We start from the raw sequence: 26,930 nt of genomic DNA, 5'->3' as shown, positions 1-26,930 counted from the left end.
GGCTCCCGCCAAAAAAACCGCAACCAATGCATAGGACGTCATGTTACGTTCCTCCCAGCGCTTCGCTCATGCCGATTGTCGGAATCGCGACGTCCACCCGGACGCGAATCGGCATCGCGGGATAAATGTCGGTCACCCAGTCGTCCTTCATCCCCTCCCACGCGTTCGGGTGATAGCGTCTCGCGATGTCGGCCAGGCCGATGAGATCGATCTTCAAGTCGCGTTGAAACAAGCGGATGCTGCTCCTCAGCTGCTGCTCGACGTAGCGGCCGGTCGTTTCCTCCATTTCCCGAAGAACGGCCGGATCCGCCGCGTTCACCTGCTTGTCCAAATTCTTGATCGAGCCGGACAGGCGGATGCGAATGTCGAAGCCCGGTTTTCCGCGCGTCTGCGTCATGCGGATGGAGCGCTTGTCCACCTTCATCTGCAGGCTGAGCTTGGCGGATCGGAACGGTACGGTTTCCGAGAACTGCAAATCCCCCCACTCCTTCTTCTTGAGGAGGATATGGAGCGAAAGCACGTCCTTCCCCGAGATCCATCCCGCTAATTTTCCTTTATGAATGACAGAGCCGCCATTCAGGAAGAGCACGTCCCGGTCGGAGTCCGGCGTCTTCGATTTGCTCAGTTTCCCGGTAGCTAACCCGCGGTACGGATTCATGTAATCGTTCGCGATATCCTTGATGGTCAGCGTCATGCTTTTGCCCCAGTATTTTTCGTTTTTGATTTTGCCGACGATTTCGTTCGAGATCAGATCGCCGGATTCGGACGTGGACCGCATCATATCCGCCGCGCTCCCTTCGCCGATGATCAGGTAGCTGGACAGCCGGATATCGCGGGACCGCGTCAGAAAATCCACGACCTCGTACAACGAATGCCGGGCTGCGCTCTCGCCGACGAGAAAAAATTTGTCGTGCTGCCAGATAAGGACCTTCCCCGCGTGGCTGCGTAAATTGCGGGCGGCTTCGAAAATCGATTTGCCGGTCGAACTGGCCACCCATTCCAGCTTTCGCGTATTCTGGGTGCTGTTCGTCGAGGCGTTGAGGCAATTGACCGTAAAGACGTATTCCTGCTTCTTCGCGTCGTAATCGATCGCCGTCAGCATGACGAGCGCGATATCGCTGATCTCCTGAATATCCGGCGAACAGCCGGCAAGCAGCGCTGCCAGCAGGATCCCCAGCAGCGTCCGTCTAAGCTTCCTCATGATCGGATTCTTCCCTCTCCGCCGGCGCGGCCTCGCTTCGGGACAGCGGGCGGTGCTTGATCGGCAGCATCACGTGCCGGCTGACGAAGTCCTTCCAGCGCTTCCATTCCAACGTCGGCAAGTACGGCGTGCCGAAGGACGTCAAGGAACAGAGGTGCAGCACGACGGCGAACATGCAGAGCGATATCCCGAGCACGCCGGTCCACGCCGCGATCATGATCAGCGGAAACCGCAGCAGCCGCAGCGTGATGGCCGTGCTGAAGGACGGGATCGTAAAGGACGCGATGCCGGTCATCGCGACGACGATGACCACCGGTTTCGAGACGATGCCCGATTGCACGGCGGCTTCCCCGATGATGAGCGCCCCGACGATGCTCACGGACTGGCCGATCGCCCGCGGCAGCCGCAGGCTCGCCTCCCGCAGCACCTCGAAGGCGATCTCCATCAGCAGCGCTTCGAGGAACGTCGGCAGCGGAATGCCCGCTTTCGTCGAGAGGAACGTCAGCATCAGCGGCGTCGGAATCATCTCCAGGTGAAACGTGGTCAGCGCGACGTAGATGGACGGCAGAAACAGCGAAATGAACAGCGTGAGCAGCCGCAAAAGGCGCAAAAAATTGGCGAAGTAAAACTTCTCGTACAAGTCCTCGCTCGGATGCAGGAAATCCGTGAACGCGGACGGCGCCAGCAGCGCGTTCGGGCTGCCGTCCGTCAGGATGGCGATCTTCCCCTGATTCAGCGCCGTCGCGACCCGGTCGGGCCGTTCCGTATTCAGGATTTGCGAGAACGGCGAATACGGGCTGTCTTGAATCCACTCCTCGATCTGCGCGCTGTCGACCACGACGTTCTGGCGGATGGAAGCCAGCCTTCGCTCGACCTCGCGCAGCACCTCGGGGTCCGCCTGGTCCGCAAGATACAGCACCGCGACGTCCGTCCGGCTTTCCTCCCCGACGACGAACGATTTGGCCTTCAGCTTCGGCGTCTTCAGCCGGCGGTACACCAAGCCCAGATTCGTATCGAGGTCCTCGATGAAGCCGGTCCGTGGTCCCCGCACGTTCACTTCCAGCACCGGCTCCTCGAGCGCCCGCTTCCCGTACCCCGGCAATGCCATCCCGAGCGCGTCCGTCCTGCCCTCGATGAACAGCACGATGCCGGCATTCGCGATGAAGCGCACGGCTTCCGTCAGATCCGATACCGTTCCTTCGATGCCTTGCGCGCGGGCCGACTCGGCCAGCGAGGCGGCGGACGCTCCGGCCGCGCCCGCGCGCTCGCTGAGCCAAGGAAGGATATGCTGATGCAGCCTTGATTGATCGACCAAGACGCTCAAGTACGCCAAGGCGGCCGAGGCTTCGCCCGCGCCGGACTCGAACAAGTGGAAGCTGATATGGTCGTTATCCGCAAACTCGCGGCGCAGCGCGTCCACGTTCCGGGTAACCGAAGGCGCGAGCCGTATCTTCCGCTGTTCCATCCTTACCTCCAGACGCCAATCCATTTTTAGGAACTCTACGCAGTATTTGCTTGCGGTTCCGCCCTTATTCAGGAAACCGGTTGCGCGGGAGCGGCAGACCGATTCGAAACGAAGGTTAGCCGGCATGCGGCCGCGGCATTCGTGTCCGCAAGCGCCGCTTGACGAACGGCGCGTTAACGGCCCCTGCATGCAAAAAAACGGCAGCCCGTCTCGGGCTGCCGTTCTGCGCCTATCTCGCGACGAGCTATCGCATCGCGGAGATGATTTTGCGAATGCTTTCGCCGGACAAGTGATACCGCCGTTCAAGTTCGCGCACGGTGCTGCCGTCCCTGTAGCACCGGTAGATTTCCTCGTTGCGCCGCGCGATCAGCACGCGCGAGCCGCTCTTCTCTCCCCATGCCGCGCGCTCGTTGTCCGGCTTCGGGATATACAGCAGTTCGCCTTGAATATAGCGCTGAAGCTCCTCCAATAGATTAGGGGGAAGCACATCTTTTCCGTTTTTGTAGGTCAACGTAAACCTCCTTCATCGTTTCGCCCGTCGTACCGCCGCCGGAAAACAAGTTGTTCACGTTTCCTTCCCCCTCTCGTCGTCATCGTGATTCATGCTTTATCGCGCAAACGCGCGCCTATGCTTACTATAAATGAAAACGGATCCATCCGTCGACTAGGCGATGCAATAAAAGGGAGGCCGCATGGCCTCCCTCCTGATGGCGACTTCCGCCGTTAGGCGGAAATCACCTCCGTATGCGTGATCAATGGGATCATCTCCTTTCGCGAAGATTTCGTCGGCCGACATCTATATTAACGCATGCGCGGATGCTCGGCGGCAAGCGAAAGAACGATTATAGCCGTTTTTTACGATCCGCTCACTGCCGATAGACCGGCGCTCCGAGCGGCGCCGAACGGGCTCCTCCGTCGACGGTGATCTCCGCGCCTTGAACGAAGGAGGAATCGTCGGACGCCAGGAACAGGACGGCGAGCGCGATTTCGTCCGGGTCGCCCATCCGGTTCAGCGGAATGGTGCGCGCCTGCGCGGCTTCCAGCCGGGCGGTCTCTTCGGCCGTCGACTTGTTCCAGATCGGGGTGCGCGTCGCCCCCGGCACCACCGTGTTCACGCGGATGCCCCGCGGCGACAGCTCGGCGACGAACACGCGCGCCATGCTGCTGATGGCCCCTTTGCTCGCCGCGTAGGCGGCGCGCGTCGGCGTGCCGTCCGTCGCGCGCGTGGAGCCGGTCAAGATGACCGACGCGCCTTCCTTCAGATGCGGCAGCGCCGCCTGCACCGTAACGAAGCTCCCGGTCACGTTGATCCGGAGCACGTTCTCGAATACCGATACCTCCGTGCCTCCGAGCGGGGTAGCCGAAGAGATGCCGGCATTCGCGTAGACGATGTCCAAGCGGCCGAACGCTTCGACGGTTTGGGCCGCCGCCCGTTCCATGCCGGCGGGATCGGCCGCCTCCGCCTGCACCGCGAGGGCGTTCGGGCCGAGCTCCGCCGCCGCCGCGCTCAGCGTCGCCGGGTTCCGTCCCGTGATCGCGACCTTCGCGCCTTCCGCGATGAACAATTTGGCGGTCGTCAATCCGATGCCGCTGCTGCCCCCCGTAATGAGCGCTGCTTTTCCGTCGAGTTTTCCCATGCTTCCTTCTCCTTTGCCTTCCGATATCGTACCGCTTATTCGCCTGTATCATGACTTCGATCTTCCGGAAATATACGCCGCCGAAGCCGCGGGACGGGCGGCGATGCGCGTTGCATAAATTTGGCGGAAGGAAGGATTATATGGAAAAGGTTAAGGGGGTCGTGCGGACATGCGCGCTTCGCGGAATCCCGTCGTCTATCCTCGGGAAACGATCGGCGCCGGCTTGGACGAGAACGAGGCGCTGCTGCGGCAGCTCTTCGCGCATTGCTACGATATCGTCTATCAACGGGTCGAGCTGTCGGACGCTTGCGCGATTCTGATGGTCTATGTTGACGGCCTGATCGACAAGAACGTCTTCCAATCGCCGCTGTTTCAATCCTGGGTCTTGGAGAAGGCGCATTCCGGCGCCAAACCGGCGGTCGATCATCCGACCGTGAAGGAGCATTTCTCCGTCGTGCGGCCGATTCGCGGCGAGAGCAGCCTGCGGGAAATTACCGAATCGATTCTGCAGGCGCATCTGGCCGTGTTCATCCAAGGGGAGTCCGAAGCGCTCCTGCTCGATTCGTCCGGCTGGGAGCACCGCGCCGTCGACGAGCCGGCCAGCGAGATGGCCATTCGCGGCCCGCGGGAGAGCTTCACCGAGACGCTTCAAGTCAATACGAGCCTGATCCGCAGACGGATCCAAACGCCGCAGCTCAAGCTGAAACCGATCAAGTTCGGCACGATGACCAAGACGAACGTCGTGATCGCGTACGTGGAAGGACAAGTCCGTCCGGAGCTGCTCGAGCTCGTCATGCGGCGCTTGGACGGCGTGCGGACGGAAGCCGTGCTGGAAACCGGCTATATCGAAGAATTCATCGAGGACCAATCGTTCAGCCCCTTTCCGCAGACCATCAACACGGAACGCCCGGATATCGTGGCGGCGAATCTGATGGAAGGCAAGATCGCGATCCTGACCGACGGGGCGCCGCAAGTCTTGATTTTGCCGATTACGTTCTGGACGGCCTTTCAAGCGGCCGAGGATTACTATGAACGGTTTCTGTACGCGACGCTCGTGCGCTGGACCCGGTACATCCTGTTCGTCGTGTCCTTGTACTTGCCGTCCCTGTACGTAGCCGTGACGACGTTCCATCCGCAGCTGCTGCCGACGAACTTCTTGCCGAACATTACCTCCGCGCGCGAAGGCGTGCCGTTTCCCGGCGTCATCGAAGCGCTGCTGATGGAATTCCTGTTCGAGGGCTTGCGCGAAGCCGGCGTCCGGCTGCCCAAAGCCGTCGGCTCCGCCGTCAGCATCGTCGGCGCCCTCGTCATCGGGGAAGCCGCGGTCAAGGCGGGCATCGTGTCCGCGCCGATGGTCATCATCGTCTCGATTACCGGCATCGCGTCCTTCGCCATACCCCGGTACAACATGAGCATCCCGTTCCGGATCCTTCGGTTTCCGCTGCTCATCATTTCCGGGGCGCTCGGGCTGTACGGCATCGCCTTGGGCACGCTCGTCATCTTGGTCCACATGGCCCGATTGGAATCGTTCGGCGTTCCCTATCTGTCCCCCATCGCCCCGTTCCGGCCGGACCAAATCAAAGACGTGCTCATTCGGGCGCCCAGGTTGAAGCTGAATTCGTTCAAGGCGATTCTCCGCGGCAAGCCCCTAAGGAGGTAATATGCGACGTTTACGATTCGGCTGGCTGGCGGTTCTTCTTCTGCTTCCGCTGACGGGATGCTGGGATCGCCGCGAACTGAACGACCGCTTGTTCGAGCTCGGGTCCGGCGTCGACCGGCTGGAGGACGGATCGCTGCTGCTCATCGGGCAATTCATGCTTCCGAAGCAGTCCGGGGATGCCGGAGGCGGAAACAAGCCGTCCTACTTGGTCGAGACGGGCACCGGAAAAACGGTGTCCGAATGCCTCCTGGACCAACAGTTGAAGCTGTCCCGAAGAATCACCCGCGGACATCGCAATAATATCTACTTCGGCGAGAAGATGGCGAAGTCCGGGATCGCCGATCTCATGGACTCGGTCACCCGGGATCCCGACAGCCGGCTCAAATCCGATATTTGGGTCGTGAAGGGCGGAACCGCGCTCGACTTCATGCAGGTATCCTATCCGCTCGAGAACATGCCCGCGATCGCGCTGTCCAAGATCCGCCATATCATCGGCAAGACGACCGGCAATTCGCTCCTGGAGATTCTGATCGAGGAGAACGTCCCGGGCAGCGGACCCACGCTGCCTGCCGTCGAAGTCGTCTACGATGCGAAGCTGCGCAAAAAAACGATGCAAATCTACGGCAGGGCCGTGCTGAACCGAAAACAGGGGCTGGCCGGCTATCTTAACCGGATGGAGTCCGCCTATCGGTTATGGATCACGGGCGAAACGGAGCGAATCCCGATTACGGCAAGCGCGCCGATCGGACAAGGCGCGTTCAATACGAACATCACTCGGCTGGGCAGCGACATCCGGACCGCGGTCCATGACGATCGAGTCGACATCGACGTCACCTTGAAGGGCAGCGGCGTCATTCTGGAAAGTCTTCCGGAAGCGGATCTCCGCAAACCCGAGGCGTTGCGCGCCTTCGAAGCCCAATTGAACCGCCGCGTCGAAGAGGACCAAGCTGCCGTCATCCGGAAAGCGCAAAAGGAGCTGGGCGTCGATGTGTTTCACTTCGGGCAAGCCGTGAACCGTCAGCATCCCGAGGCGTGGGAACGGCTGGACGCGCATTGGGAGCAAGCGTTCGCACACGCGAAAATCACCGTTCATTCGCGCGTCAAGATCCGGCGCATCGGCTTGCAAGGGCCGCCTCCGAATAAACCGTAAGGAGCTCGAAATGAAGCTGACGAATTATCAATTATTTTGGCTGTTGTTTTCGATGGAGTCCGGGATGACGGTCATGCTCGTGATCTCCCCGACGTTCCGGGCCGCCCGTCAAGGCTCCCCGCTGGCCGCCCTGCTGGCGGGGGGCGCGGCCCTGCTCGCTACCTTCGTCGCGGCCAAGCTGAGTCTGCTCTATCCGAACGACACGTTCGTCGAATACGTACCGAAAATCATCGGCAGGTGGCTCGGCAAAGCGATCGTCTTCGCCTATCTGCTGTTGTGGATCGCCGTCACCGGCATCGTGCTGCGCGAATACGGCGATTTCGTGCATACGGCTTTGTTCGACAAGACGCCGTTATGGGTCATCCTCTTGCTCATGCTGCTCGTCATTGTCTATGCGGTGGACGGCGGCATCCAGATCGTCGGGCGGTGCAGCGAAGTCATCGGTCCCATCATCGTCTTCAACGTCATTCTGTTCCGCATCCTTTCCCTGAAGGATCTCCACGCGGACCGCCTGCTGCCGCTTATGCCCGCCGAAGGGCTGATGCCGGTGCTAGCCGGCATCTCGCCCGCGGCCTCCTTCATGTGCGAATCGGTCATGATCGTGATGCTGATCGCGTTCATCGGCAATAAACGGAAGGCGGTCGCCTCCGGCTTGTGGGGCGTGGGACTCGCGGCGCTCGTGCTGCTGAACACCGTGATGGATACGATCATGATGCTCGGCAGCAGCGTCCCGGCCAAGCTGCAATATCCCGTCTACTCGCTCAGCCAGTACATCTCCGTGATGGAATTCGTGCAGAATCTCGACATCTTCCTGGTCGTCGGCATGAGCTTCACGGTCTTCGTCAAGCTCGGCCTCTACCTGTTCATCACGAGCTACGGGACGGCGCAGTTGTTCCGGATCAAGAAGCGTCGCCGCCTGCTCGGGATCGTCGCCGCGCTCGTCCTGGCCGTCGCCCTGTTTCCGCGCAGCGTCGACGAGTCCCAAGTGAATTTCCCGCACTTCTGGAAGACCGTCGCCTACCCGGTGTTTTTGTTCGGGATTCCGCTCCTGCTGTGGACGATCGGCAGCGTGCGAAGCCGGATGAACCGGGCGGACAAACCGTCGGCCTCTTGACGTCCGGCATTCCCCCGACTGCCGGCATTGCATATTCCCATTCCGCGATGGCGAAGATAAGGGATATTCATCCAGCCGGGAGGAACGGATCATGACAAGCCTGGTGCAACGGCTAAGCAAAACGTTCGAGCACGACAATGACTTTTTCGCGATTCCCGCCTATTTGTCGGATGCTCCCGCCGTGCTCGTCGGGTTCAAGTCCCTCATCGACGTGCCGAGCACGAAAATCGGCCTGCAGCAGCACTGCGAATCCGCCTCCCTCGCCCGAATGAGCCTGGACCGGCTCAAAGCCTCGCTCGGGGACGTCAAGCCCGGTCTCGCGGACGAAGGCGAAGCGATCGGCGCCATCCTGAAGGGCAAGCTGCTCATCTGCTTCGAAGACGACGCCGCTTGCGTCATCGCGGATCCGGTTCCGAAGAAGCTGGACCGCCAGGTCGATCAGCCGACGACCGAGAACGTGCTGCACGGCTCGTTTAACGCGTTCATCGAAGATTCGCACGCCAATATCGGCATTCTTCGCAAGCAAGTGCAATCGGAGAAGCTTCGGGTCCATACGTACGTCATCGGAAGCGAAGAGACGACGTCGCTGTCGCTGCTCTATTACGACGGCAAGGCCGACCCGGCCTTCATCGCCAAGGTCAAGCATCAAATCGAATCCAACCGGAACCGCTGCGTTCGCAACTTGCAAGGTCTGGCGAGGTACATGGGCTTCAATGCGTGGCGAACGCTATCGAATTTCACCCAAACCGAGCTTCCGGAGGAGACGGCCCGTTACTTGCGGGATGGAAGAGCCGTCCTGCTGCTGGACCAGTTCCCGATCGCGTTCGTGCTTCCCGGGCTGATCCTCGACGCCTTCTTTCTGGAGAGCGACCGGAACATGACCGTGCCGCTCATGGTGTTCATGCGCAGCGTGCGATTCGTCGGCGTCATGGCCACGCTGATCCTGCCGGCGCTGTACGTCGCGCTCGTCTCCGTGAACCCCGAGGTGCTTCGCATCGAGCTGGCCGTATCCATCGCGCAATCCCGGGAAGGCATCCCGTACCCGGTCTTCCTCGAGATCGTGCTGATGCTCATCATTCTCGAGCTCATCATCGAAGCCAGCGCCCGCTTGCCGCAGCGCATCGGGCCGACGATCACGATGGTCGGCGGCATCATCCTGGGCCAGGCGGTGGTGCAGGCCAAGCTGGTCAGCAACATTCTCATCATCATTCTGGCGGCGGTTACGATCGCGAATTCGACCATCGTCGGGCTGCCGCAAACGATCGCGCTGCGCAGCGCCAAGTATATGATCGTGGTGCTGGCCGCGCTGTTCGGCGTGATGGGCATTCTGGAAGGCTTGGCTTTGGTTTGCGCCTACTTGGCGAGCTTGACGACGTACGGGGTCCCTTACGTCAGCCTGTATAAAACAAGGAACGCAACCGATCATGGATAGAAGCTGGCAAATCTTCGTGTTGTATATCCTCATTCATCTGGGCCTGATTTTCTTTCTGTATCCCCGCGACATCATCGTCAGCGCGGGCGAAGGCCATTGGGTGGAGATCCTCTTGAATTACGGGATCCATCTGCTGGCGATCGCGGTCTATATGAAAGGGCTCGGCTATTCGGGAGACAAGGACATCGTCGGCCTCTTCTTCCGCGCGGGCAAACCCGTGGCTTTCCTGATCCTGGTGCCGCTCGCCCTCTACTTGTCCGTCACCGTCGTGCTGGTCGTGCGGATTCTGGCCGAAGTCGTCATCGTCGTCTTTTTGTCGAAGACCCCGATCTGGGCGCTGGCGGCGCTCTTTTTGGCCGTCTCCGGCTATATCGCGTCCAAGGGACTGGAAACGCTGCTGCGGACCGGCATCCTGTTAAGCTTCTTCTGCCTGCCGGTCATCCTGTTCATCTTCGCGGTGTCGTTTCAGAACGTCGACTGGCGGTACATGTTCCCGCTCCGGAACGATTTCTCCTTCGTCTCCGACATGCATTATTGGCAAAGCCTGCACCCGGTCGCCGCCGGCTTTTCGTTCCTGGGCTTCGTGAAGCCCCATTCGACCTTCAAGAAAAGCCGGATTTACTTGGCGTCCGCCCTGCTGTTCCCGTTCTTTTTTTTCGCGGTGTACATTCCCCTCCTGACGTTCGGCCAAGCCACGTCGTCGACGTTCGATTTCCCGTATTCCGTCGCGCTGGATTCGATCTATTACAGCTGGCTGGTCTTCGACAAGGTGACGATCTTCTTCTTGTTCGGCCTCGCGAATTTCACGATGCTCTACGTCGCCGTATCGCTCTGGCAACCGGTTCGGATCGTGCATCGCTGGTTCCCCGCCTTCAAGCCGGTCTATATTTTGCTTGCGCTGCTGGCGGCTGCGTTCGTCTCGTGCCTCTGCATTCCGGATTGGCGCACCGTACAAAATATTTTCGCCTGGAACGCGTTCCTCCGGTTCTACGTCCTGATCCTGCTGCCGCTCTCGACCTTGCTGCTGGGCCTCCGATTCCGGGCGAAGGTGCCCGCATGAAGCCGATCGCGCCGCGTCTCCTGCCGGCCGTCGCCGTCCCGCTGCTCGTCCTCGGCCTGTTGACGGGCTGCTGGGATACCCGGGACATCAATCATCGGGCGCTGCCCGTCTGCATGGGCATTGCGAAGCAAGCAGGTCTCTACCATGTGTATTTGCAATTCCCCGATCCGGTCAAGGACGGGCTCCAGCTCAAAGTCGTGTCGGATTACGGGCATACGATCACGGAGGCCGTGGATGCGATCAGCGCCAAGATGACGAGCGACGTCGACTTGCCCGAGGTCAAGGTGATCATCATGGAACGAAGCTACGCGGAAGCGGGCATGAAGGAGAGCATTGACAACTTTATGCGCAACGACCACATATCGGCCAAGGCGCTGCTCGTCATCAGCGACGAACCGCTCGAGTCCCTGTTCGCGTTCATGGTGAATTCGTTCAAGCCGACGGCGACGGCCATCTACGACAGCATCGAGAAGAACGCGGGATGGAATCCGCAGATGGCCTTGACGCGCGTATGGGAGGTGTACCGCAGCATCCACTCGTACACCCGCGACGTGGCGATTCCCATCTTCAAAAGCGGCGAGAGCGGCACGTTCGACTATGACGGCTCCGCCATCTTATGCAGCGGCAAAATGGTCGGCCGCATCGATCTGGACGAGACGCTGCTCGCCAATATGTTCAACGAAGAAAGCGCGCAAGGCCGCATCGAGGTCATGAACAGCGCCAGCGTCCTGATCCTGCAGGACGCCGTTCGCATGAAGGGTACGTTCGTCAACGGCCAGCCCGGCGTGATCCTCGACATGACGATCCGGGTGTCGGTGCTGGAGAAGAAAGGCGATTCTTCGGCGGCGCTCATCGGGAGGGAGCTCGAACGGCAGACGGCCGAACGCATGCAGCGGATGTTCGCGAAGCTGCGCAAGAGCGAATCGGACATTCTGGGCATCGGCCAGGAATTCCGCAATCTCATCCCCCGGGATCGCCTCAAGCATTGGCGCACCGACTATTTGCCCCGGCTGCAGGTCGACGTGCGCGTGCATCCGATCATTCAGAACGAGGGAAATTTGACGAGCTCTTAAAGGGGCCATCACAGGCGGTTAGAACTTGCGCTTAGCGGAGAAAAGGGTCGTGCCGGCCTCCCGGCGACAACGCCAAAGAGCCCAGCTTCCTTCCGGTCGCGGGCTCTTTGGCGTATGCTGCTATGGCGTTCGGAGGAACTTCGGATGAAGCTTATTCTGCGCTTAAGTAACGTCCCGTGATTGAATGCTCCGCGCGGACGATCTCGGACGGCGGGCCCTCGAACACGACCTGGCCGCCCCTGCTGCCGCCGTCCGGACCCATGTCGATGATCCAATCCGCTTGGCTGATCACGTCGAGGTTGTGCTCGATGACGATGACCGTATTGCCGGCGTCGACGAGCCGGTCCATGATGGCCTGCAGCAGCCCGATATCCGACATGTGCAAGCCGGTCGTCGGCTCGTCCATCACGTAGATGCTGCCCTTCTTGTGCAGCTCGCTCGCGAGCTTGATGCGCTGGCATTCCCCGCCCGAGAGCGTGCTGAGCGGCTGGCCGAGCGTGATGTAGTTCAGCCCCACGTCGCTCATCGCCTGAAGCTTGCGCACGACTTCTTTCAGCTGGAAGAACTCGCGCGCCTGCTCCACCGTCATTTCCAGCACGTCGGCGATGGACTTGCCGTTCAGCTTGTACGCGAGCACCTCTTCCTTGAACCGTCTGCCTCCGCATGCTTCGCACGGCAGCTTCACGCTGTCGAGGAACGCAAGGTCCGTGTACACCACGCCGAGCCCTTGGCAGTTCTCGCAGGCGCCCTTGGAATTGAAGCTGAACAAGCCTTGGTTCACCTTGTTCGCGGAAGCGAACGCCTTGCGCACGTCGTCCATGATGCCCGTATAGGTTGCCGGATTCGAGCGCGTCGACACGCCGATCGCCGATTGGTCGATGACGATGGCGTCCGGGTGCTGGCCGAGGAACACGTCGTTGATCAGCGTGCTCTTGCCCGAGCCCGCGACGCCCGTCACGACGGTCAGCACGCCCGTCGGGATGTCCACGCTGACGTTCCGGAGGTTATGCAGCCGGGCGTCCTTGACGGACAGCTTGCCGGCCGGCCGCCTGCAATCCTGCTTCAGCCGAAGCGGCCGCTTCATGTGGGTGCCCGTCAGCGTATCCGCCTCCAATAAGCCCTGGAGGCTCCCTTCGTACACGATATTGCCGCCGCGGCTGCCGGCGTGCGGCCCGACGTCGACGATATGGTCCGCCACCTTGATGACGTCGGGATCGTGCTCGACGACGATGACGGTGTTGCCCTTGTCGCGCAGCTTGCGCAGCAGGTCGTTCAGCCGGTGCACGTCGCGGGGATGCAGGCCGACGCTCGGCTCGTCGAAGATGTACGTCACGTCCACGAGACTGCCGCTCAGATGCTTCACCATCTTGACGCGCTGCGACTCGCCGCCGGATAGCGTGTCCGTCTCGCGGTCCAGCGTCAAATAATCGAGGCCGATGTCGACGAGATGCTGCAAGCGCTCCGCCAGCGATTTCACGATCGGCGCGGCGACCGGGTCCGCGATTTCCCGCACGGCGCGGATGAGCCGGCCGACTTCCATGGCGGACATCTCCGCGATGTTCAAGCCGTTGATTCGGCAGCCGAGCGCCGCCTGGCTGAGCCGCGCGCCGCGGCAGCTCGCGCAGGGGCCCTCGGAGATGAACGGCGCCACGGTTTGCTGGGTGCGCTCGGATTTCGTCTTCACGTCCTGCTTGATGTACTTGTTGGTAAACTTCTCGATGATGCCTTCCACCGTGATGTTGACGGGTTTCCCGGCGAACTGCGTCTCGACTTTTTTCGCTTTGGCGTAGAGCAGCTCATCCATTTCCGCTTCCGAATAGTCGCTCAGCTTCTTGGCGGGATCGAAGCCCGACTGCACGATCATGTTCCAATCCCAGCCGTCCACCGTATAGCCCGGCAGCAGGAGCGCGCCTTCGCTGAGCGACTTGGACAGGTCCACCGCCTTGTCCAGGTCGACGCCGAGCCGGCGTCCGAGGCCGTTGCACTCGGGGCACATGCCTTGGGGATCGTTGAACGAGAACAGATTCACCGGTCCCACGCGGGGCTGGCCCACGCGGGAGAAGAGCAGGCGGAGGATGGGCGAAATGTCGGTAATCGTGCCCATCGTGGAGTGGGATCCGCCGCCGAGCCGTTTCTGGTCGACGATGACGGCCATGCTCAGGTTCTCGATCGCGTCCGTATCCGGCTGCGGAACGCGGGGCAGGAACGTGCGCACGAACATGCTGAAGTTCTCGTTCAGCAGGCGCGTGGATTCCGCGGCGATCGTATCGAAGACGATCGACGACTTGCCGGAGCCGGATACGCCGGTGAAAATGGAAATTTGCCGCTTCGGGATGCGCAAGGAGACGTTTTTGAGATTGTTTTCCCTCGCGCCGGAGATGACGATATACTCCTGATTGGATTCGCTCATGCTTCGTTCCTTTCGCTTGGTTTTTGTCGGGTCCATCACATTGTACCATTCATCCGGAAACGACGGCGGCCCCGAATGGAAGAAAATACGAAATAAAATCTTGGGTAATCCGATGCCGGGATCGAAAGGCCCGACAACGCGCAAACCGGCTGCAAGCCGGACGCAGCCGGTTAACGCGAAGCGCCATGCGCTGCGTTTCAGGACCGCAAGGATCGAGAAGATTACTCCGCGAGCAGCTTCGCGGCTCGCCGCTCCCGTTCGTCCAGCGAACGGAAAACAGCCGGTCGATTGACCCGGCTGTTTTCCGTTGGCTGGAGGGGAACCGCAATTCGGCGGCGCGCTTGCCGAAGGCCGTACGCGCGCTTGCTTTAATGGCGTTGGCGATCCCGGAATGCCAGTATTTCGTCCGCCGCTTGCCGATATCCGCCCGATTCCCGCAAGGACGCCTGCATCGCCGCCGCGGCTTCCCGATAGGAAGATTCGCCCAAGACATGTTCGACCGCTTCGCGAAGCCGCGCGGCGGTCAACTCTTGCGTCTCCAGACGAACGCCCGCTCCGATTCGGGCGACTTGTCCCGCGACGATCGGCTGATCCGCGCTTTGCGGAATGACGACGAGCGGCACGCCGTAATAGAGGGCTTCGTGAACGCCGTTCATTCCGCCGTGCGTGACGAACAGCTTCGCGCTTTGCAGCACGTTGGTTTGCGGTACGTACGGCCGGACGACGAAGTTATCCGGAATGTCTCCCAGCTCCTCCGCCCGGACCCGGCTCCCGATCGAGAGGACGACCGCATGCTCCGTGTTCCCCAGCGCCTCGAAGCAAAGCCGGTAAAAATCGGCGGCCTGGTTGAATACGGTGCCGAGCGAGATATAGATCGTCTGCTTCGCCTTCAGCGCTGCCAAATCGACGTCGTCCGCCGCGGCGCGCGGAGCGATCGACGGGCCTACGAAGCGATGCGAGGGGCCGAAGGCGCCGCCGTCCGGCTGAAACGCCCGCGTCGTGTACACGATCGTCAGCGGCGCGGGGTTGCAGAACGCCTCGTACGGCGAGCCGATCCCGACGCCATAGTCGGCCTTCGTTTTCTCCGCCAGGCGGTGGTAGGTTTCGTTCATCGACGCGGAGATTTCGGCCGGCACCCGCGCGGCGGAAGCGGCCAATACGCGTCCGAAAGAGGCTTCCGTCTGGGCAAACGACGTGCACGAGCAGACCGCCGGCAGCTTCAGCAGCCGCGCGAGCAGCCGTCCGCAGCCGAACATGGAATCGTGCACGAGGTAATCGAACCGCTCGCCTTCGATCTGCGCCAGCACGCTCGGCACGACGACGTCCGCCGTCAGCAGCAGCCCGTTCACCCGTTCCAGCAGCGTGGTTCTTCCGCCGGAGAGGAAGGCTTGAACGAACTTCCCTTCGTCGATCGTCCGGACTTCGGCGCCCGTCTCCTCCACCCGTTCCCGATAGGCTTCGATGCAAAAATACACGACCTCTTCCCCGCGGGACGCGAGCTCCCGCACCACGCCAAGGGTCGGATTGACATGCCCCTCCGATCCGGGGTTGATCACCAATACGCGCGCCATGCGCTCACTCCTTCGGCTATCGGGGCCGGAACAAGATGCGGTTCGTAGCCGTAACGAGACCTCGAACCGCTCGCATTCATTATGAAGGGAAGCGGATCGCCGGACAAGCCTGCAGCCTCCGAACGTTCGTCATGCTACCCGATTCGCGCGCCGCATACGTCACAGGAAATAATCGATGACGGTTGCAATGGCCCGGTTGACGTCGAGCGGCCGATGCAGAAGCAAGCTCGCCCACAAGATGCCGCCGATCGTCGTAATGGTCACGAACAACACTTTTTCTTTCCGGGTCGCGCGCATGGCTTTCATGGCGATGAACCCGGCGACGAGAAACGCGGCGTACAGCAGGACGAGCCAGATCATGCCTCCGCCTCCTTCGAACGATCGGCCCGGCCGCGAAACCAGGAGACGACGAGGAACAGGAGCGGAAATCCGAACGCGAACGGCACGTAGTAGTAGAACAAATAGCGTTCGCCCCATTCCGCGTTCTCGACGATATTGGCGAAGAAGAGCGCGTACGCGGAGATGACCCAGACGAGCGGATACGCGATGGCCGCGCGGTTCTCGACGGCGAACAGCTGGCAGATCGCCGTCACGGCGAAGGAGAACAGCACGCTGAGCTTCACGAACACGAGGAGCAGCGCGGTCACGGATACGACGGCCTCCAGATGCTCGATCAGATTGGAAAATTCCATTTCGCGGAAAATGATATAGATGGGATACGTCAGATGCGACCCCCGGTATACGCCGAGGATGCCGACGGTGAAGAAGAGCGACAGCGCGAGCTGAAGGCCCATGAAGACGATGCCGCCCAGGAAGGCGGCGCCGCGCCGCCGCCGCACCAGCGGGAACGCCATCAGGAACGCGACGGTCTCCATGAACGGAAAGCCGAGCGCGTACTTCGTCTGCGCGAACGTCGGCCACCATTCGAACGTCCCGGGATAGTCGAAGTTCCGCCAGTCCCATTCCCGGAGCATGACCGTAAACGGCGTCCAATACGCGATGGTCAGAAACGGAAGAATCACCACGCTCACCAGCGCGATCGTATCGATGCCCTTGATGACCGCGTAGGCGCATACCACCAACGCGACGATAGTGAAGATGGCGATCGGGGTACGGGGCATCAGGTTAATCTGCATGTAGTCGCTCATGTTGCGCGTCACCCAAGCCGCGAGCTGAACGAAAAACGCGATATAGCAGACAGCCACCGCGCCTCCCGCGTACTTGCCGAGGGCGCGCCGGGCGATTTGGACGAGCGTCATCCCGGGATACCGGCTCGCCACGTACAGCCAGAAGGCGCCGGCGATCACGCCGAACAGCACGCTCCACAATTCGACGACCCAGCCGTACTGCCGCGCCGCGGAGATCAGCCCGACGGGAAGCAGGATGAACGTCGTCCCCGCGACGAACGCGGCCGTCATCGCGATTAAAGGCCAGCCGCCGAGCTGCTCAGGTTTTTCCATGTCGTCCCTCTCTCCTTATTGATAAGGCGTTCTCGTGTTGCCGAACCAGATCGCCTTGGCTTGAACGTCGAACGTCACGTCGACGTCCCGCCACTTGCCGCGGCCCTGCCGCGTATCGCCGATGCCGAGCAGATCCCAATCCTTGTCCTTCGCCAGCCGGACGAAATCTTCGGCGCGCTGCCGCAGCGTCCGGTTATACGCCGACTCGATCTCGCGAGCGTTCCGCGAGGTAAGCGGGATCTTCTGCTGATTGAACAACACCCGCAGATCCGCGCGGATCGCGATGCGAAGCCGCGACGGTCCCCAGTGCCGGCTGACCTTGATATGACTGGCTTCCACGTCCACGTCGGCGCCGTTCACGGTCAGGCGTTCGAAGCCCCGGCTTGCTTCGCCGTTCAGCACGAAATAGAGCGTCATCGCGTTGCGATCGACTTTTCCCGTCATTTTCGCATGGACGAACACCGCGCCGTCGGCGAGCTCGAAGCCGGGATTCGCTCCTTCGATGCGCTCTACGCGATCCGACTGGGAGGCCGGCCGGTCGCCATGGTAATGCAGCATCGGGATGATCGTCGGCCGGCTGAGCGGAATCCCCTCCGCGATATCCTTTACCTGCGTCAGCTTGCGGTTCATGCCGATCAATCGCGACTGCCAGTCGATCAGCATCCGGAGATTGCGCCCGGGGATCCGGTCGAGCGGCGTGAAGGTATCCATGACGTTGTTCAGCGGCGCGTCGGTGACGACGGCATACACGTTGGTCCGTCTGTCGGTGTACATTTCCAAATAGTTGATCAAATCGTTGAGCCCTCTTCGCGCGTACCGTTCCGTGAGCACGTAGCACTGCAAGTGAGGCGTGAACAGCATCCGCGACATGATCGTGCCCGTCTTCTCGGTGAACAAGCCGGGGCTGTCTTCCGTGACCGAGTACGTATACACGGACGCTTTCGCCGGCCCGGATTGCTTGGCCGATATGCTCGTCGGATTGATCACCTGGTAGTACGCGACGAGCTTGCCGGTCTTCGGATCGATGTCGACCGCGGTCAGGTTCACGATGGCCAGCCGATTGATTTCCCGCATATCCCAGCAGCCCGTGCACAGCAGCAGCAGCATGACGGCCAACAGCATCCGCAGACGTGTCATAAGCCGCTCACCGCTTGGACTTTCCCGGCCGCAGCATGGCCGGGCGCCGGCTCATCGCCGGCCTTGGCGCGCGCACGAACGTATCCTTCCAATCGGGCAGGTAGAGCGGCGCGAACGGCGCGAAATACCGGACGCCGAACGAACGCAGCGACGCGAGATGGATCAGCAGGAAAAAGAAGCCGCACATCAGTCCGAACAAGCCCAGCGTGCCCGCGAGAAGCAAGAACGCGAACTGCACGATCCGCTGCGCGATGCCGAAGCTGTACATGGGCGATACGAAATTGCAAATCGCGGTGAGCGAGACGACGATGACGATAGCCGCGGAGACGATCCCCGCCTCCACCGCCGCTTGGCCGAGCACGAGCGCGCCGACGATGGAGATCGCCTGTCCGGCGATCCGCGGCATCCGAAGCCCGGCCTCCCGCAGGATTTCGAACGTGAGCATCATCATCATCGTCTCGAGAAACGCCGGGAAAGGCACCCCTTCCCGCTGGGCGGCCAAGCTCGCCAGCAGCGGCGTCGGGAGCAGCTCCTGGTGATAGCTGACGACCGAAACATAGAGCGCAGGTATGAAAATCGACAGCAGAAAGGCGGCCATCCGGAGCCAGCGCAGCAGCGTCGCGATATCGGCGCGCTGGTAGTAGTCCTCGGGCGTGGCGAAGAGCTGGAAGAACGTCAGCGGCCCGGCAAGCGCGATCGGCGTCCCATCGGTCAGCACCGCCGCCTGCCCTTCCAGCAATTTCGCGGCGACCGCGTCCGGGCGCTCGGTGGCCATCAATTGGGGGAACGGCGTCAGAGCCTTGTCCTGAATCCATTCCTCGATGTAGGCGCTCTCCAAAATGCTGTCGGTTTGAATGGCCCGGAGCCGCGCGCGAAATTCGTCCACCAGCCGATCCGAGGCGATGCCGCGCATATAGGCCAGGCAGACGATCGTTTTCGTCTCCGTCCCGATCACCATCGGTTCGAAGACGAGCTTGTCGCTCTTCACGCGCTTGCGGATGAGGGACAGATTGCGGATCAGATCCTCCACGAACCCCTCCCGCGGTCCGCGGATCGCCGATTCCGTGCTCGGTTCCTCCACGCTGCGCTGTTCCCGTTTGCAAACGTCCATGGCCAGCGCCCGGCGCTCCGGAAGAACGATCAGCGCATGACCGTCCAGCACCGCTTCCACGCAGGCGTCGAGCCCGTCCTTCGCCTTCACTTGCCCATGGAAAATGCGATCCTGCAGCCAGTCGGACGGCTCGCCGCCCGGGCTGCCCGCATCCGGCTCCCGCGCGGCGTTCAGAATCGGACGGATAATGACCTCGTCCACCAGCTTCTGGTCGACGAGCGAGGATAGATAAAGGCAGGAAACCTCGAGTCCTTCCCGCGTCCGAAGCCGGCGGCATACGACGTCCGGGGAGACGCCCAGCCGTTCCATGACCGCTTCCGCGAGGTCCTGGCGTTGCTTGTTCATGTGGAAAATTTCCCCTCCCTCTTCCTTTCAGTCAGGGTTTCCAGAATGGATGGCGTTCATTCCGGGCGGGCGGTTGCAAAATATTGAACATCGCCAGCACAAAATTTTACATTATGCTTCCGGCGGCCGGACAGTAAGATAGGCTCTAGTACGGCAAGACGTACAATTATTGGAAAGGAGCGTATGGCGCTAGCCACGGCCGAGAGCGCCTTCGGACGTACGCGGCGCAGGCCGGCTAGCGAGATTGGATCGACGATTATCACTCAGGTAGGAGGAAATTGAGGAATGAAACGGAACCTTCTAGGACTTTTCGCTTTGATCTTCCTGTTTTCCGTCATGATGCCCGGCGGTCGTGCGCATGCCGATGCCGAACGCATCAAGGTTTCGCAAACGGGCAATATTGTAACCGCTGTCAACGACAAAATCGCCGTCAGCTACGACCTCTCGTCCGGCCGGGGAAGTTTCAAGCAAGGCGGCACGACGCTCATCGCGGATTTTTACTCGGATTACGAGCTTGCCGGCTCGACGGATCGCATCCACTCGTACGATCCCGGCACGCGGACGGCGGCTTGGTCTTCCGTGGGCAGCGATAAATACGGCAAGAACGGCCAGCGGCTGACGATTACGAACGCCTTGGACTCGGGCTCGACGATCGTGCTCCGGCTGACGATGTACGACAATCAGTCGTATCTCCTCGCGGACATGACGGTGAACCGGGCGGAGAGCCAGAACATCGCCGTGCTGGAGCCGATCGCGGCGGATAATCTGGATATCGGCGCGGGCGCCGACAAGCGGATCTATACGACGCCGTACACGAACAACTACGACTTCGGCGTCGCGCCGGTCAACGACTTCGGCAAGAGCCAAAACGGCTACGACAAGCCGGCCGGCGTGAACGACGTCTGGGGACCGTTCAACGGCACGAGCTACTGGGTCGCGGGCATGTTCGACAACGCCGGCAAACAAGGCGTCATCGCGGGCGCGGCCACGACGACGAACTGGAAGAGCATGCAGCATCTCGGCCAGGCGGCGACGGCGGGCGGGCCGCTGACCGGATTCTCCGTATATAACGCCGGCGGCCAGCAAAGCGGCGCCTCGGTTTCGTCGGACCGCTTCTTCCTCGGCTACTTCGACGACTACCGGACCGGGCTCGAGACGTTCGGCAGCGTCTACGCCGTCGGCGAACCGATGCTGCCATGGAGCGAGCCCGTGCCGAAGGGCTATAATTCCTACTACAACTACTACGTGGGCGATTACGGCACGGCCGACGCGCTGTTCGGCATGACGGATTATTACGCCGATCACCTGAAGTCGCTCGGCTACACCTATATCAACTTGGATTGCTGCTACCAAGGCGTCAAGGACAAGCCGGTTCTCGACAACCTCCACGATTACGTGAATTTCGTGCACGGCAAAGGCCTGAAGGCCGGCTCGTACGCCGCTCCGTTCGCCATCTGGGACAAGCTGACGGACACGGTGCCGACGACCGCGTACACGTACGGGGACATCGCCTTGAAGGACGCGAACGGCAACATCGTCATGTCGTACCTCAACACGCCGATCGTCGACGCGACGCATCCCGGCGGGCAGGCTTACTTGAAATGGCTCATGGACTATTACTTCGTGGAGCCCGGCTTCGATTACGCCAAGCTCGACTTCCTCGATTTCGGCATGTTCGAGGGCAGCTTCCACGACAAGACCAAGAACGGCATGCAGGCGTACCGCATCGGCATGCAGGTCATGCGCGACGCGCTGCTCGCCGCGCCGCAGCGGATCTTCATCGACGAATCGATCGCGCCGCTCCTCCCTTCCGGCTATGCCCACGGCCGAAGAACGGGCTGCGATACTTCGATCGGCCTGAACGACAATGCGGGCCTGCATTATTCGGGCATGGAGCGCCAGGCGCTGAACGCGGCGGCTTCCTGGTGGACGAACGGCACGCTGTATCAATATAACGACGCCGACATGGCCATTCTGGAGAACGTCGTGCAGGGCGTCTACGGCAAAACGACGCTGAACCAAGCGACGCTCCTCTCCACTGCCATCGTCATGGGCGGCGGCCACTTGCTGCTCGGCGACCTCGTCCCGTTCATCGCGGAAGACCGAATGAAAACGATCGTCATGAACAAGGGTTTGATGGAAATCGCCGATCTCGGGCAGGCCGCAAGGCCGGTCGACATGACGAACTTCTATCATAAAGGCGAGCATTCCCCTGCCGTTCTCTACATGAAGGACAACCGGGACAAGCACGGCGACACGATCGTGAGCCTCTCCAACTGGGATATGAACACCAGCGCTCCCGTCGTCGTCAACTTCAAGGATCTGCAATTGAAGGAACACGTGCCGTACGTCTTGACCGACGTGTACGGCGAGACGAAGCTCGGCGCGTTCAAGGGCAGCTATTCGCGCACGCTGAAGCCGGGCGAGTCCGTCATCCTCCGGATCGCCGACAACGGCTCCCGCGCCGGCGTCGACGCGCCCGTCAACCTGGCGCGCGGCGCGGGCGTCACCGCGACGGCTTCCTCCGAGTACGACGGGAGCACGAGCGCGTCCAAGATCATCGACGGCGACGTCTCGACCCGCTGGAGCGCCGCTTGGAACGACGGTAATTTCGCGAACCAATGGGTCGAGATCAATTTCGGCGCGCCGACGGCCGCCAACCGCGTCGTGGTGTACGAGCACGGCTACGGCAAGCAGGAATACGAGACGTGGGAGTACGCGCTGCAATATTGGGACGACGCTTCGTCCAAGTACGTCGACCTGACGAAGGGCATGATCCTCGGCGATCGCCGGCAGCTCGACTTCCCGACCGTCACGACGTCCAAAATCCGGCTCGTCATGAAAACGAGCCACTGGCTCGACTCGATGAACGAGATCGAAGTCTACGACGTGCCGGGCAATACGGGCTCCGTCATCGCCCAAGACGACAGCGGCGTTCCGTTCGCGGGCTACTCGGACCTTCGCGGCCAAGTGCAGCGGATGCAGACGTTCTCGCTGACGAGCGGCTCCCTGCCGAAGCTCGACGTGTACTTCTACGAGAGCTACGTCAACAAGGTGCCGGAAGATAATCTCTACATCGACATCGTGGAATTGGATGCCGGCCTGAAGCCGGCGAGGACGTTGTTCACGACGGCCATTCCGCCGTACAACATCGTCGGCTCGCCGCAGCCGTACTCGATCTTCCCTCGGCTGACCGGGCTTGATACGAGCAAGAAGTACGGTCTGATCTTCCGCTCGCCGAACGCGAAGGACGACGGCTCGACGGACAACAAGTACGGACTGGGCTACGTCAACCAAGACGTATACGCCGGCGGCATCGCCCAATATTCCGGCGACGGCGGACAGACTTGGCAGCAGCAGACGGACACCGATTACATCTTTACAATTTACAAATAAACCGATCTTGGCGCTAACATGAATAAGGGGCCGAACGTCATGGCGATGACGTTCGGCCCCTTTTGTCGGCCTAGGTTGGCTTGCCCGGATAGGCGACTGCACCGCGCGGCTGCGCAGCGGATACGTGAAGCGACGGACGCTCCCTCCTGTTCGCGCCGGCCGATACGGCAAGCCCGGGTTACGTATACGTCTTCGGATACCCCAGCATCCCGGCGATGGGCGCGAGTACGCCGAACAGAGCTCTCTGCACGGGCCACGGCGGATTGACGATGCGGATTTCATTGCGGTAATGCAGCGCCGGCCGCGCCATGCGGAGCAAGCTCGGCGTACCGTTCTTGCCGATCTTGACGGTACTCGCGAGCGCGAAGTAGCTGGCGAAGAAGCCGTCGATGTCGAGCGCGGGATAGAACCGCTGGATCGTATGCGCCTCTTCCGGGTCTTCGTTCCAGAAATAATGCGGCACGCCGGACGGGATCTCCAGCTTGTCGCCGGCCTTGAGCACATGGGTCTTGCCGTCCACGAGGAAATGCACGATGCCGGCAAGGACTTCGCAGGAGCTTTTCTGCTTGGGATGAATATGCATCGGCTCCCGCTGCGCCGACGACGGATTGAAGCTTTCGATCTCGACCATTTCGCCGTTCGTGTCCTTCCCGGTCTTGCGGAAGACCATCCGTTGTCCGCTGTGCGGGTTCACGATCGCTCGACTTGCGTTTGCCATGCCGGCAGCCTCCTTGCCCGAGGAAGGTGTATGTAGCCTATAGGTACCATACTACTGCCTTTAATTATGATATGTCTATCGATGGGCATGTCGAAAAAGGTAAAGGTTTCGTGTCGGGCCTACGACTCCGAACGATGATCCTTCTCGTTCCCGTGCTTGAAATTTCCGGTCGCCTTCGCCATGACCAGCTGCGCGTCCAGATGGCCTTTGCCCGCGATGGCTTTCATAAACTTCTCGCCCGCTTTGCCGGCGAGCGTCGTCACGGGCTTTCCTTTCCAATAGAGCAAGACTTTCGCGTCCTTCGTAAGCCGGTACGTAAACACGTCCTCGCTCAGCCGGTCCCGCTTATCCGTATTGCGCATGACGATTCCTCCGATCGTAGCGGCTTCGTTTGTTTCTCCCGGCCGCAATCTGTAGAATAGGACATGAGGAGCTGGATTAGGCTACCGAAGCCGCAAGGAGTCGATCGCATGAATAAACGCACCATACTCAGCGTCATTTGCCTCATCTTGGGGTCGTGCTGCATCTTATTGACCTTGAACGCGCCGAACGGGTTCACGGTCGGCATGTATCTCGTGGTCGGCGTCTGCGCGATCGTGCTCGGCATCGTCGGGCTGCGCTTGAACCGCAAATAACCGGGCGCGCGCCATGTTGACGTATTCGCAAACCGGGCGGAAAACCCTTTATTATCCATCAATCGACAAGGTCGGCGGTTGAGGGCCAAACAGGCGGAGGCAGATGCTTCCGCCCGTTTCTCGTGATTCCCGCATGCTCAAGCCTTCCGCAGATACGATCCGTTGACGATATTCCGCGGCGTTCCGCCGACGTACGCCCGAACCGTGTCCAGCAGCTCCGTCATGTTCGCTTCCCGGGCGGTTTCCGTGTACCACGCCGTCCCCGGCGTCAAGACGACGTTATCGAGGCCGTACAGCGGATTGTCCGCTGTCCGCACCACGTCGTCCAGCCCCGCGCCGCGGATGCCGCCGTCCCGCAGCAGCGCGAACAGCGCCGCCTCGTCCACCAGCCCGGCCCGGCTCGTATTGACGAACAGGGCCGACTTCTTCATCGAGCCCAGCAGCTCGGCGGTGATCAAGCCCTTCGTTGTGGCCGTGAACGGCACCTGCACCGAGACGACGTCGCTCAGCCGCATCACGTCCCGGATATCCAGCGCCTCCACGTCCGGAACCGCCCGGCCGGATCGGTTCGCGCCGACGACCCGCATCCCGAATCCCCGGGCGATCCGCGCTACCGCCTGCCCGATGCGGCCGGTCCCGATCAATCCCATCGTCTGCCCGGCCAGCTCGCCGGCGAGGAACGGGCCGTAGACGTGGCTCTCCCCCCGCCGGACGAGACGATCCGCCTGAAAGAGGCGGCGATTCACGGCGAGCAGCAGCGCGAACACGTGCTCCGCCACCGACTGCGCCGAATACGTCGGACAATTCGAGACCGAGATCCCCGCGGCGCCGGCCGCTTCGAGATCGACCAGGTCGCAGCCGGTCATGACGAGGGCGATATGCTTCAGCCGATCGAACCGGCCGAAATCCAGGTCGCGAAGCCGGGTCCATTCCACGATCGCCACGTCCGCGTTCGCCAGCCGCGCCAGCGCGGTCGGTCGGTCCGGCCGGTCGGCGAAGACTTCGAATTCGCCCAGACGCGCCATCTCGCGCGCGAAGTCGTCCGGCAAGTACGTCGGTTCGTCCAGATAGATGATTCTCACGCCTGCTCCGCCTCGTCCTCGGCGATCGCCGACTTCAGCACGGCGCACGCCTTCGCGAACATTTCCGGGCACCGGGCCAGCGCGACCCGGATATAACGTTCGCCGATGCCGTGGTCCTGCCAGTAGAAATGGTCGCCGGGCAGGATCCCGAGTCCGACCCGCCGCAGGCGGTCCACCAGGTCCACGCTGCGAATCCGCGGGTCCGCGATGCGGAGCCATTCGACGCTGATCTTGGAATCCGGGTTGACCACGATCAGCCCGGACGCGCGAACGGCCTCCCGAATCGCGTCGCGGTTGCGGTCGATCGGTTCCCATATCGAGGCGGCCAGCCCCTCGCGCGCCGTATCCTTCACGTATTCGGCCAGCAGCCGCAAGATGAACGGCGACACGTTGAGCAGAATGTCGTTATGCAGCTCGAGCACGTCCGCCTCCAGATCCTCGCTCATCGCCAAGATGCTGCATTTCAAGTCTTGGGTCGGCCAGGTCTTCCCCGTATCCTCTACCATCATGTAGCCGATTTTGGATTGCTCGAGCAGCTCGTACTGGTCCCAGGCCGGCGTCCGCGAGAAGAACCGGAACGTGCAGTCGACGATGAGCAGCTTGCCGTAACGTCCGCAGAGCGCGACGATCCGCTCCCACGCTTCCCGCGGCAGCTCGAAGCCCGTCGGGTTATTGGGCAGCGTGATGAACACCGCGTCTTCCGCGAGTCCGGCAAAGGTCTGATCCATCCGGTCCGGCCCGAGGTCCTCCTCGTGCAGCGTCGTCAGCGCGACATTGCGCCTCCGCAGCAGCGTGGCCAGATTGTCGAAGCAGGGATGCAGCAGCGCGACCGAGAGCCCGCGCGAATTCAGGTACGTCGCGATCAAGTCCGTGGACAGCGAAGCCGAGTAGCAGAACAACGTCCGCTCCAGGCTCATGGCGGTCCGCTGGCCGGCCAGCGCATAAAACGCGTGCCGGAACGCCTCTTCCAGCTCTCTTTGCTTGGCGGTCTCCGCCTCGTCGAACAGCTCCGGCAGCCGTCCGACGATCTGCCGCTGCGTCGGCGTCTGCGGTTGATGCGCGTGGCCGTCGGCCACGTTGTAAGGCTGGTTGATGCCGATAGACTCGTATCTCGTCAAATTGGGCAAGCGCCCTACGATTTTCACGCGTTCACGCTCCGCTCGATAGATTGAAGTGTCGATTCTCCCACACTTCTACACTATATCGCCGAGCGCGGCCGCCGCCCTCCGGCAGATGCCCATTTTCTTCCAAATACCCACGCCTTCCCCGCCCT

General features: G+C 61.4%; 22 protein-coding genes. 8 read left to right on the top strand and 14 right to left on the bottom strand.

From position 1 onward, the window contains the following. Positions 1 to 43: 43 nt before the first annotated feature. From BMZ79_RS04250 to BMZ79_RS04235, 4 genes are all read right to left on the bottom strand, one after another. A complete protein-coding gene (locus BMZ79_RS04250) occupies positions 44 to 1,201 on the bottom strand; it encodes a Ger(x)C family spore germination protein (RefSeq protein ID WP_090636820.1) in 1,158 nt (385 codons plus the stop codon). After that, on the bottom strand, positions 1,188 to 2,666 hold the full coding sequence (locus BMZ79_RS04245; RefSeq protein ID WP_177222003.1) for a spore germination protein: 1,479 nt from the start codon (positions 2,664 to 2,666) through the stop codon (positions 1,188 to 1,190). Before BMZ79_RS04245 ends, BMZ79_RS04250 begins: the two co-directional genes overlap by 14 nt. Positions 2,667 to 2,910: 244 nt before the next feature. Next, positions 2,911 to 3,177, bottom strand: a complete 267-nt coding sequence (locus BMZ79_RS04240) for a CD3324 family protein (RefSeq protein ID WP_090636816.1) — start codon at positions 3,175 to 3,177, stop codon at positions 2,911 to 2,913. A gap of 355 nt (positions 3,178 to 3,532) precedes the next feature. Beyond that, positions 3,533 to 4,303 (bottom strand): glucose 1-dehydrogenase, encoded by a 771-nt coding sequence (locus BMZ79_RS04235; protein WP_090636814.1) that lies wholly within the window; start codon positions 4,301 to 4,303, stop codon positions 3,533 to 3,535. A gap of 169 nt (positions 4,304 to 4,472) precedes the next feature. On the opposite strand from BMZ79_RS04235, the gene BMZ79_RS04230 reads away from it, so the two are divergent. The 6 genes from BMZ79_RS04230 to BMZ79_RS04205 all read left to right on the top strand — a co-directional run bounded on the left by BMZ79_RS04230 (position 4,473) and on the right by BMZ79_RS04205 (position 11,792). Then, positions 4,473 to 5,963 carry a spore germination protein gene (locus BMZ79_RS04230; protein WP_090636812.1) on the top strand — a complete coding sequence of 497 codons (1,491 nt, stop codon included), beginning with the start codon at positions 4,473 to 4,475 and terminating at the stop codon, positions 5,961 to 5,963. Between the two features lies 1 nt (position 5,964). After that, positions 5,965 to 7,113: a Ger(x)C family spore germination protein gene (locus BMZ79_RS04225; protein WP_090636810.1), complete on the top strand. Its 1,149-nt coding sequence runs from the start codon at positions 5,965 to 5,967 to the stop codon at positions 7,111 to 7,113. Between the two features lie 10 nt (positions 7,114 to 7,123). Then, positions 7,124 to 8,227 (top strand): GerAB/ArcD/ProY family transporter, encoded by a 1,104-nt coding sequence (locus tag BMZ79_RS04220; RefSeq protein ID WP_090636808.1) that lies wholly within the window; start codon positions 7,124 to 7,126, stop codon positions 8,225 to 8,227. 91 nt (positions 8,228 to 8,318) lie between these two features. After that, positions 8,319 to 9,659 (top strand): spore germination protein, encoded by a 1,341-nt coding sequence (locus BMZ79_RS04215; RefSeq protein ID WP_090636806.1) that lies wholly within the window; start codon positions 8,319 to 8,321, stop codon positions 9,657 to 9,659. Beyond that, the gene (locus BMZ79_RS04210) at positions 9,652 to 10,719 is read left to right on the top strand and encodes a GerAB/ArcD/ProY family transporter (RefSeq protein WP_090636804.1); all 1,068 of its coding nucleotides are present in this window, start codon (positions 9,652 to 9,654) and stop codon (positions 10,717 to 10,719) included. The genes BMZ79_RS04215 and BMZ79_RS04210 overlap by 8 nt, the downstream gene beginning before the upstream one ends. Continuing rightward, a complete protein-coding gene (locus tag BMZ79_RS04205) occupies positions 10,716 to 11,792 on the top strand; it encodes a Ger(x)C family spore germination protein (protein WP_090636802.1) in 1,077 nt (358 codons plus the stop codon). The genes BMZ79_RS04210 and BMZ79_RS04205 overlap by 4 nt, the downstream gene beginning before the upstream one ends. A 151-nt stretch (positions 11,793 to 11,943) precedes the next feature. Here the strand turns inward: BMZ79_RS04205 and BMZ79_RS04200 are convergent, their stop codons facing one another. The 6 genes from BMZ79_RS04200 to BMZ79_RS04175 all read right to left on the bottom strand — a co-directional run bounded on the left by BMZ79_RS04200 (position 11,944) and on the right by BMZ79_RS04175 (position 19,826). Continuing rightward, a complete protein-coding gene (locus BMZ79_RS04200; RefSeq protein WP_090636800.1) occupies positions 11,944 to 14,202 on the bottom strand; it encodes an ATP-binding cassette domain-containing protein in 2,259 nt (752 codons plus the stop codon). Between the two features lie 368 nt (positions 14,203 to 14,570). Continuing rightward, positions 14,571 to 15,773, bottom strand: a complete 1,203-nt coding sequence (locus BMZ79_RS04195) for a macrolide family glycosyltransferase (protein ID WP_090636799.1) — start codon at positions 15,771 to 15,773, stop codon at positions 14,571 to 14,573. A gap of 159 nt (positions 15,774 to 15,932) precedes the next feature. Continuing rightward, on the bottom strand, positions 15,933 to 16,133 hold the full coding sequence (locus BMZ79_RS04190; RefSeq protein ID WP_090636797.1) for a hypothetical protein: 201 nt from the start codon (positions 16,131 to 16,133) through the stop codon (positions 15,933 to 15,935). Further along, a complete protein-coding gene (locus BMZ79_RS04185) occupies positions 16,130 to 17,233 on the bottom strand; it encodes a GerAB/ArcD/ProY family transporter (protein WP_090636795.1) in 1,104 nt (367 codons plus the stop codon). The genes BMZ79_RS04190 and BMZ79_RS04185 overlap by 4 nt, the downstream gene beginning before the upstream one ends. Before the next feature lie 15 nt (positions 17,234 to 17,248). After that, complete coding sequence (locus BMZ79_RS04180; protein ID WP_090636793.1) at positions 17,249 to 18,370, bottom strand: Ger(x)C family spore germination protein; 1,122 nt, start codon at positions 18,368 to 18,370, stop codon at positions 17,249 to 17,251. A 7-nt stretch (positions 18,371 to 18,377) separates the two neighbouring features. Then, complete coding sequence (locus BMZ79_RS04175; RefSeq protein ID WP_090636790.1) at positions 18,378 to 19,826, bottom strand: spore germination protein; 1,449 nt, start codon at positions 19,824 to 19,826, stop codon at positions 18,378 to 18,380. A 285-nt stretch (positions 19,827 to 20,111) separates the two neighbouring features. On the opposite strand from BMZ79_RS04175, the gene BMZ79_RS04170 reads away from it, so the two are divergent. Further along, the gene (locus tag BMZ79_RS04170; protein WP_090636788.1) at positions 20,112 to 23,222 is read left to right on the top strand and encodes a discoidin domain-containing protein; all 3,111 of its coding nucleotides are present in this window, start codon (positions 20,112 to 20,114) and stop codon (positions 23,220 to 23,222) included. A 178-nt stretch (positions 23,223 to 23,400) separates the two neighbouring features. Here BMZ79_RS04170 and BMZ79_RS04165 read toward each other — a convergent pair whose 3' ends face one another. Further along, entirely contained in the window at positions 23,401 to 23,940 is a 540-nt protein-coding gene (locus tag BMZ79_RS04165; protein WP_090636786.1) for a cupin domain-containing protein, read from the bottom strand. 119 nt (positions 23,941 to 24,059) lie between these two features. Continuing rightward, positions 24,060 to 24,302 (bottom strand): hypothetical protein, encoded by a 243-nt coding sequence (locus tag BMZ79_RS04160; RefSeq protein ID WP_090636784.1) that lies wholly within the window; start codon positions 24,300 to 24,302, stop codon positions 24,060 to 24,062. Between the two features lie 108 nt (positions 24,303 to 24,410). Between BMZ79_RS04160 and BMZ79_RS34140 the strand changes: the two genes are divergently transcribed. Beyond that, entirely contained in the window at positions 24,411 to 24,575 is a 165-nt protein-coding gene (locus BMZ79_RS34140) for a hypothetical protein (RefSeq protein ID WP_177222002.1), read from the top strand. A 137-nt stretch (positions 24,576 to 24,712) separates the two neighbouring features. Here the strand turns inward: BMZ79_RS34140 and BMZ79_RS04155 are convergent, their stop codons facing one another. After that, positions 24,713 to 25,657: a 2-hydroxyacid dehydrogenase gene (locus tag BMZ79_RS04155; protein ID WP_090636782.1), complete on the bottom strand. Its 945-nt coding sequence runs from the start codon at positions 25,655 to 25,657 to the stop codon at positions 24,713 to 24,715. Further along, positions 25,654 to 26,802 (bottom strand): aminotransferase class I/II-fold pyridoxal phosphate-dependent enzyme, encoded by a 1,149-nt coding sequence (locus BMZ79_RS04150; RefSeq protein ID WP_177222001.1) that lies wholly within the window; start codon positions 26,800 to 26,802, stop codon positions 25,654 to 25,656. The genes BMZ79_RS04155 and BMZ79_RS04150 overlap by 4 nt, the downstream gene beginning before the upstream one ends. Positions 26,803 to 26,930 lie beyond the last annotated feature (128 nt).

The sequence above is a fragment of the Paenibacillus sp. UNC496MF genome (genome assembly GCF_900113915.1).
GTDB classification, from domain to species: domain Bacteria; phylum Bacillota; class Bacilli; order Paenibacillales; family Paenibacillaceae; genus Paenibacillus_Z; species Paenibacillus_Z artemisiicola.
The sequence above is the reverse complement of the archived record's forward strand: the minus strand, read 5'-3'. Positions and strand labels throughout refer to the sequence as shown.

Excerpts from the sequence above, each read along its gene's own strand:
- BMZ79_RS34140 (WP_177222002.1), top strand. The coding sequence starts at position 24,411 with ATGAATAAACGCACCATACTCAGCGTCATTTGCCTCATCTTGGGGTCG.
- BMZ79_RS04175 (WP_090636790.1), bottom strand. The coding sequence starts at position 19,826 with ATGAACAAGCAACGCCAGGACCTCGCGGAAGCGGTCATGGAACGGCTG.
- BMZ79_RS04220 (WP_090636808.1), top strand. The coding sequence starts at position 7,124 with ATGAAGCTGACGAATTATCAATTATTTTGGCTGTTGTTTTCGATGGAG.
- BMZ79_RS04205 (WP_090636802.1), top strand. The coding sequence starts at position 10,716 with ATGAAGCCGATCGCGCCGCGTCTCCTGCCGGCCGTCGCCGTCCCGCTG.
- BMZ79_RS04225 (WP_090636810.1), top strand. The coding sequence starts at position 5,965 with ATGCGACGTTTACGATTCGGCTGGCTGGCGGTTCTTCTTCTGCTTCCG.
- BMZ79_RS04215 (WP_090636806.1), top strand. The coding sequence starts at position 8,319 with ATGACAAGCCTGGTGCAACGGCTAAGCAAAACGTTCGAGCACGACAAT.
- BMZ79_RS04230 (WP_090636812.1), top strand. The coding sequence starts at position 4,473 with ATGCGCGCTTCGCGGAATCCCGTCGTCTATCCTCGGGAAACGATCGGC.
- BMZ79_RS04250 (WP_090636820.1), bottom strand. The coding sequence starts at position 1,201 with ATGAGGAAGCTTAGACGGACGCTGCTGGGGATCCTGCTGGCAGCGCTG.
- BMZ79_RS04185 (WP_090636795.1), bottom strand. The coding sequence starts at position 17,233 with ATGGAAAAACCTGAGCAGCTCGGCGGCTGGCCTTTAATCGCGATGACG.
- BMZ79_RS04170 (WP_090636788.1), top strand. The coding sequence starts at position 20,112 with ATGAAACGGAACCTTCTAGGACTTTTCGCTTTGATCTTCCTGTTTTCC.
- BMZ79_RS04200 (WP_090636800.1), bottom strand. The coding sequence starts at position 14,202 with ATGAGCGAATCCAATCAGGAGTATATCGTCATCTCCGGCGCGAGGGAA.
- BMZ79_RS04195 (WP_090636799.1), bottom strand. The coding sequence starts at position 15,773 with ATGGCGCGCGTATTGGTGATCAACCCCGGATCGGAGGGGCATGTCAAT.
- BMZ79_RS04165 (WP_090636786.1), bottom strand. The coding sequence starts at position 23,940 with ATGGCAAACGCAAGTCGAGCGATCGTGAACCCGCACAGCGGACAACGG.
- BMZ79_RS04245 (WP_177222003.1), bottom strand. The coding sequence starts at position 2,666 with ATGGAACAGCGGAAGATACGGCTCGCGCCTTCGGTTACCCGGAACGTG.
- BMZ79_RS04235 (WP_090636814.1), bottom strand. The coding sequence starts at position 4,303 with ATGGGAAAACTCGACGGAAAAGCAGCGCTCATTACGGGGGGCAGCAGC.
- BMZ79_RS04180 (WP_090636793.1), bottom strand. The coding sequence starts at position 18,370 with ATGACACGTCTGCGGATGCTGTTGGCCGTCATGCTGCTGCTGCTGTGC.
- BMZ79_RS04210 (WP_090636804.1), top strand. The coding sequence starts at position 9,652 with ATGGATAGAAGCTGGCAAATCTTCGTGTTGTATATCCTCATTCATCTG.
- BMZ79_RS04190 (WP_090636797.1), bottom strand. The coding sequence starts at position 16,133 with ATGATCTGGCTCGTCCTGCTGTACGCCGCGTTTCTCGTCGCCGGGTTC.
- BMZ79_RS04160 (WP_090636784.1), bottom strand. The coding sequence starts at position 24,302 with ATGCGCAATACGGATAAGCGGGACCGGCTGAGCGAGGACGTGTTTACG.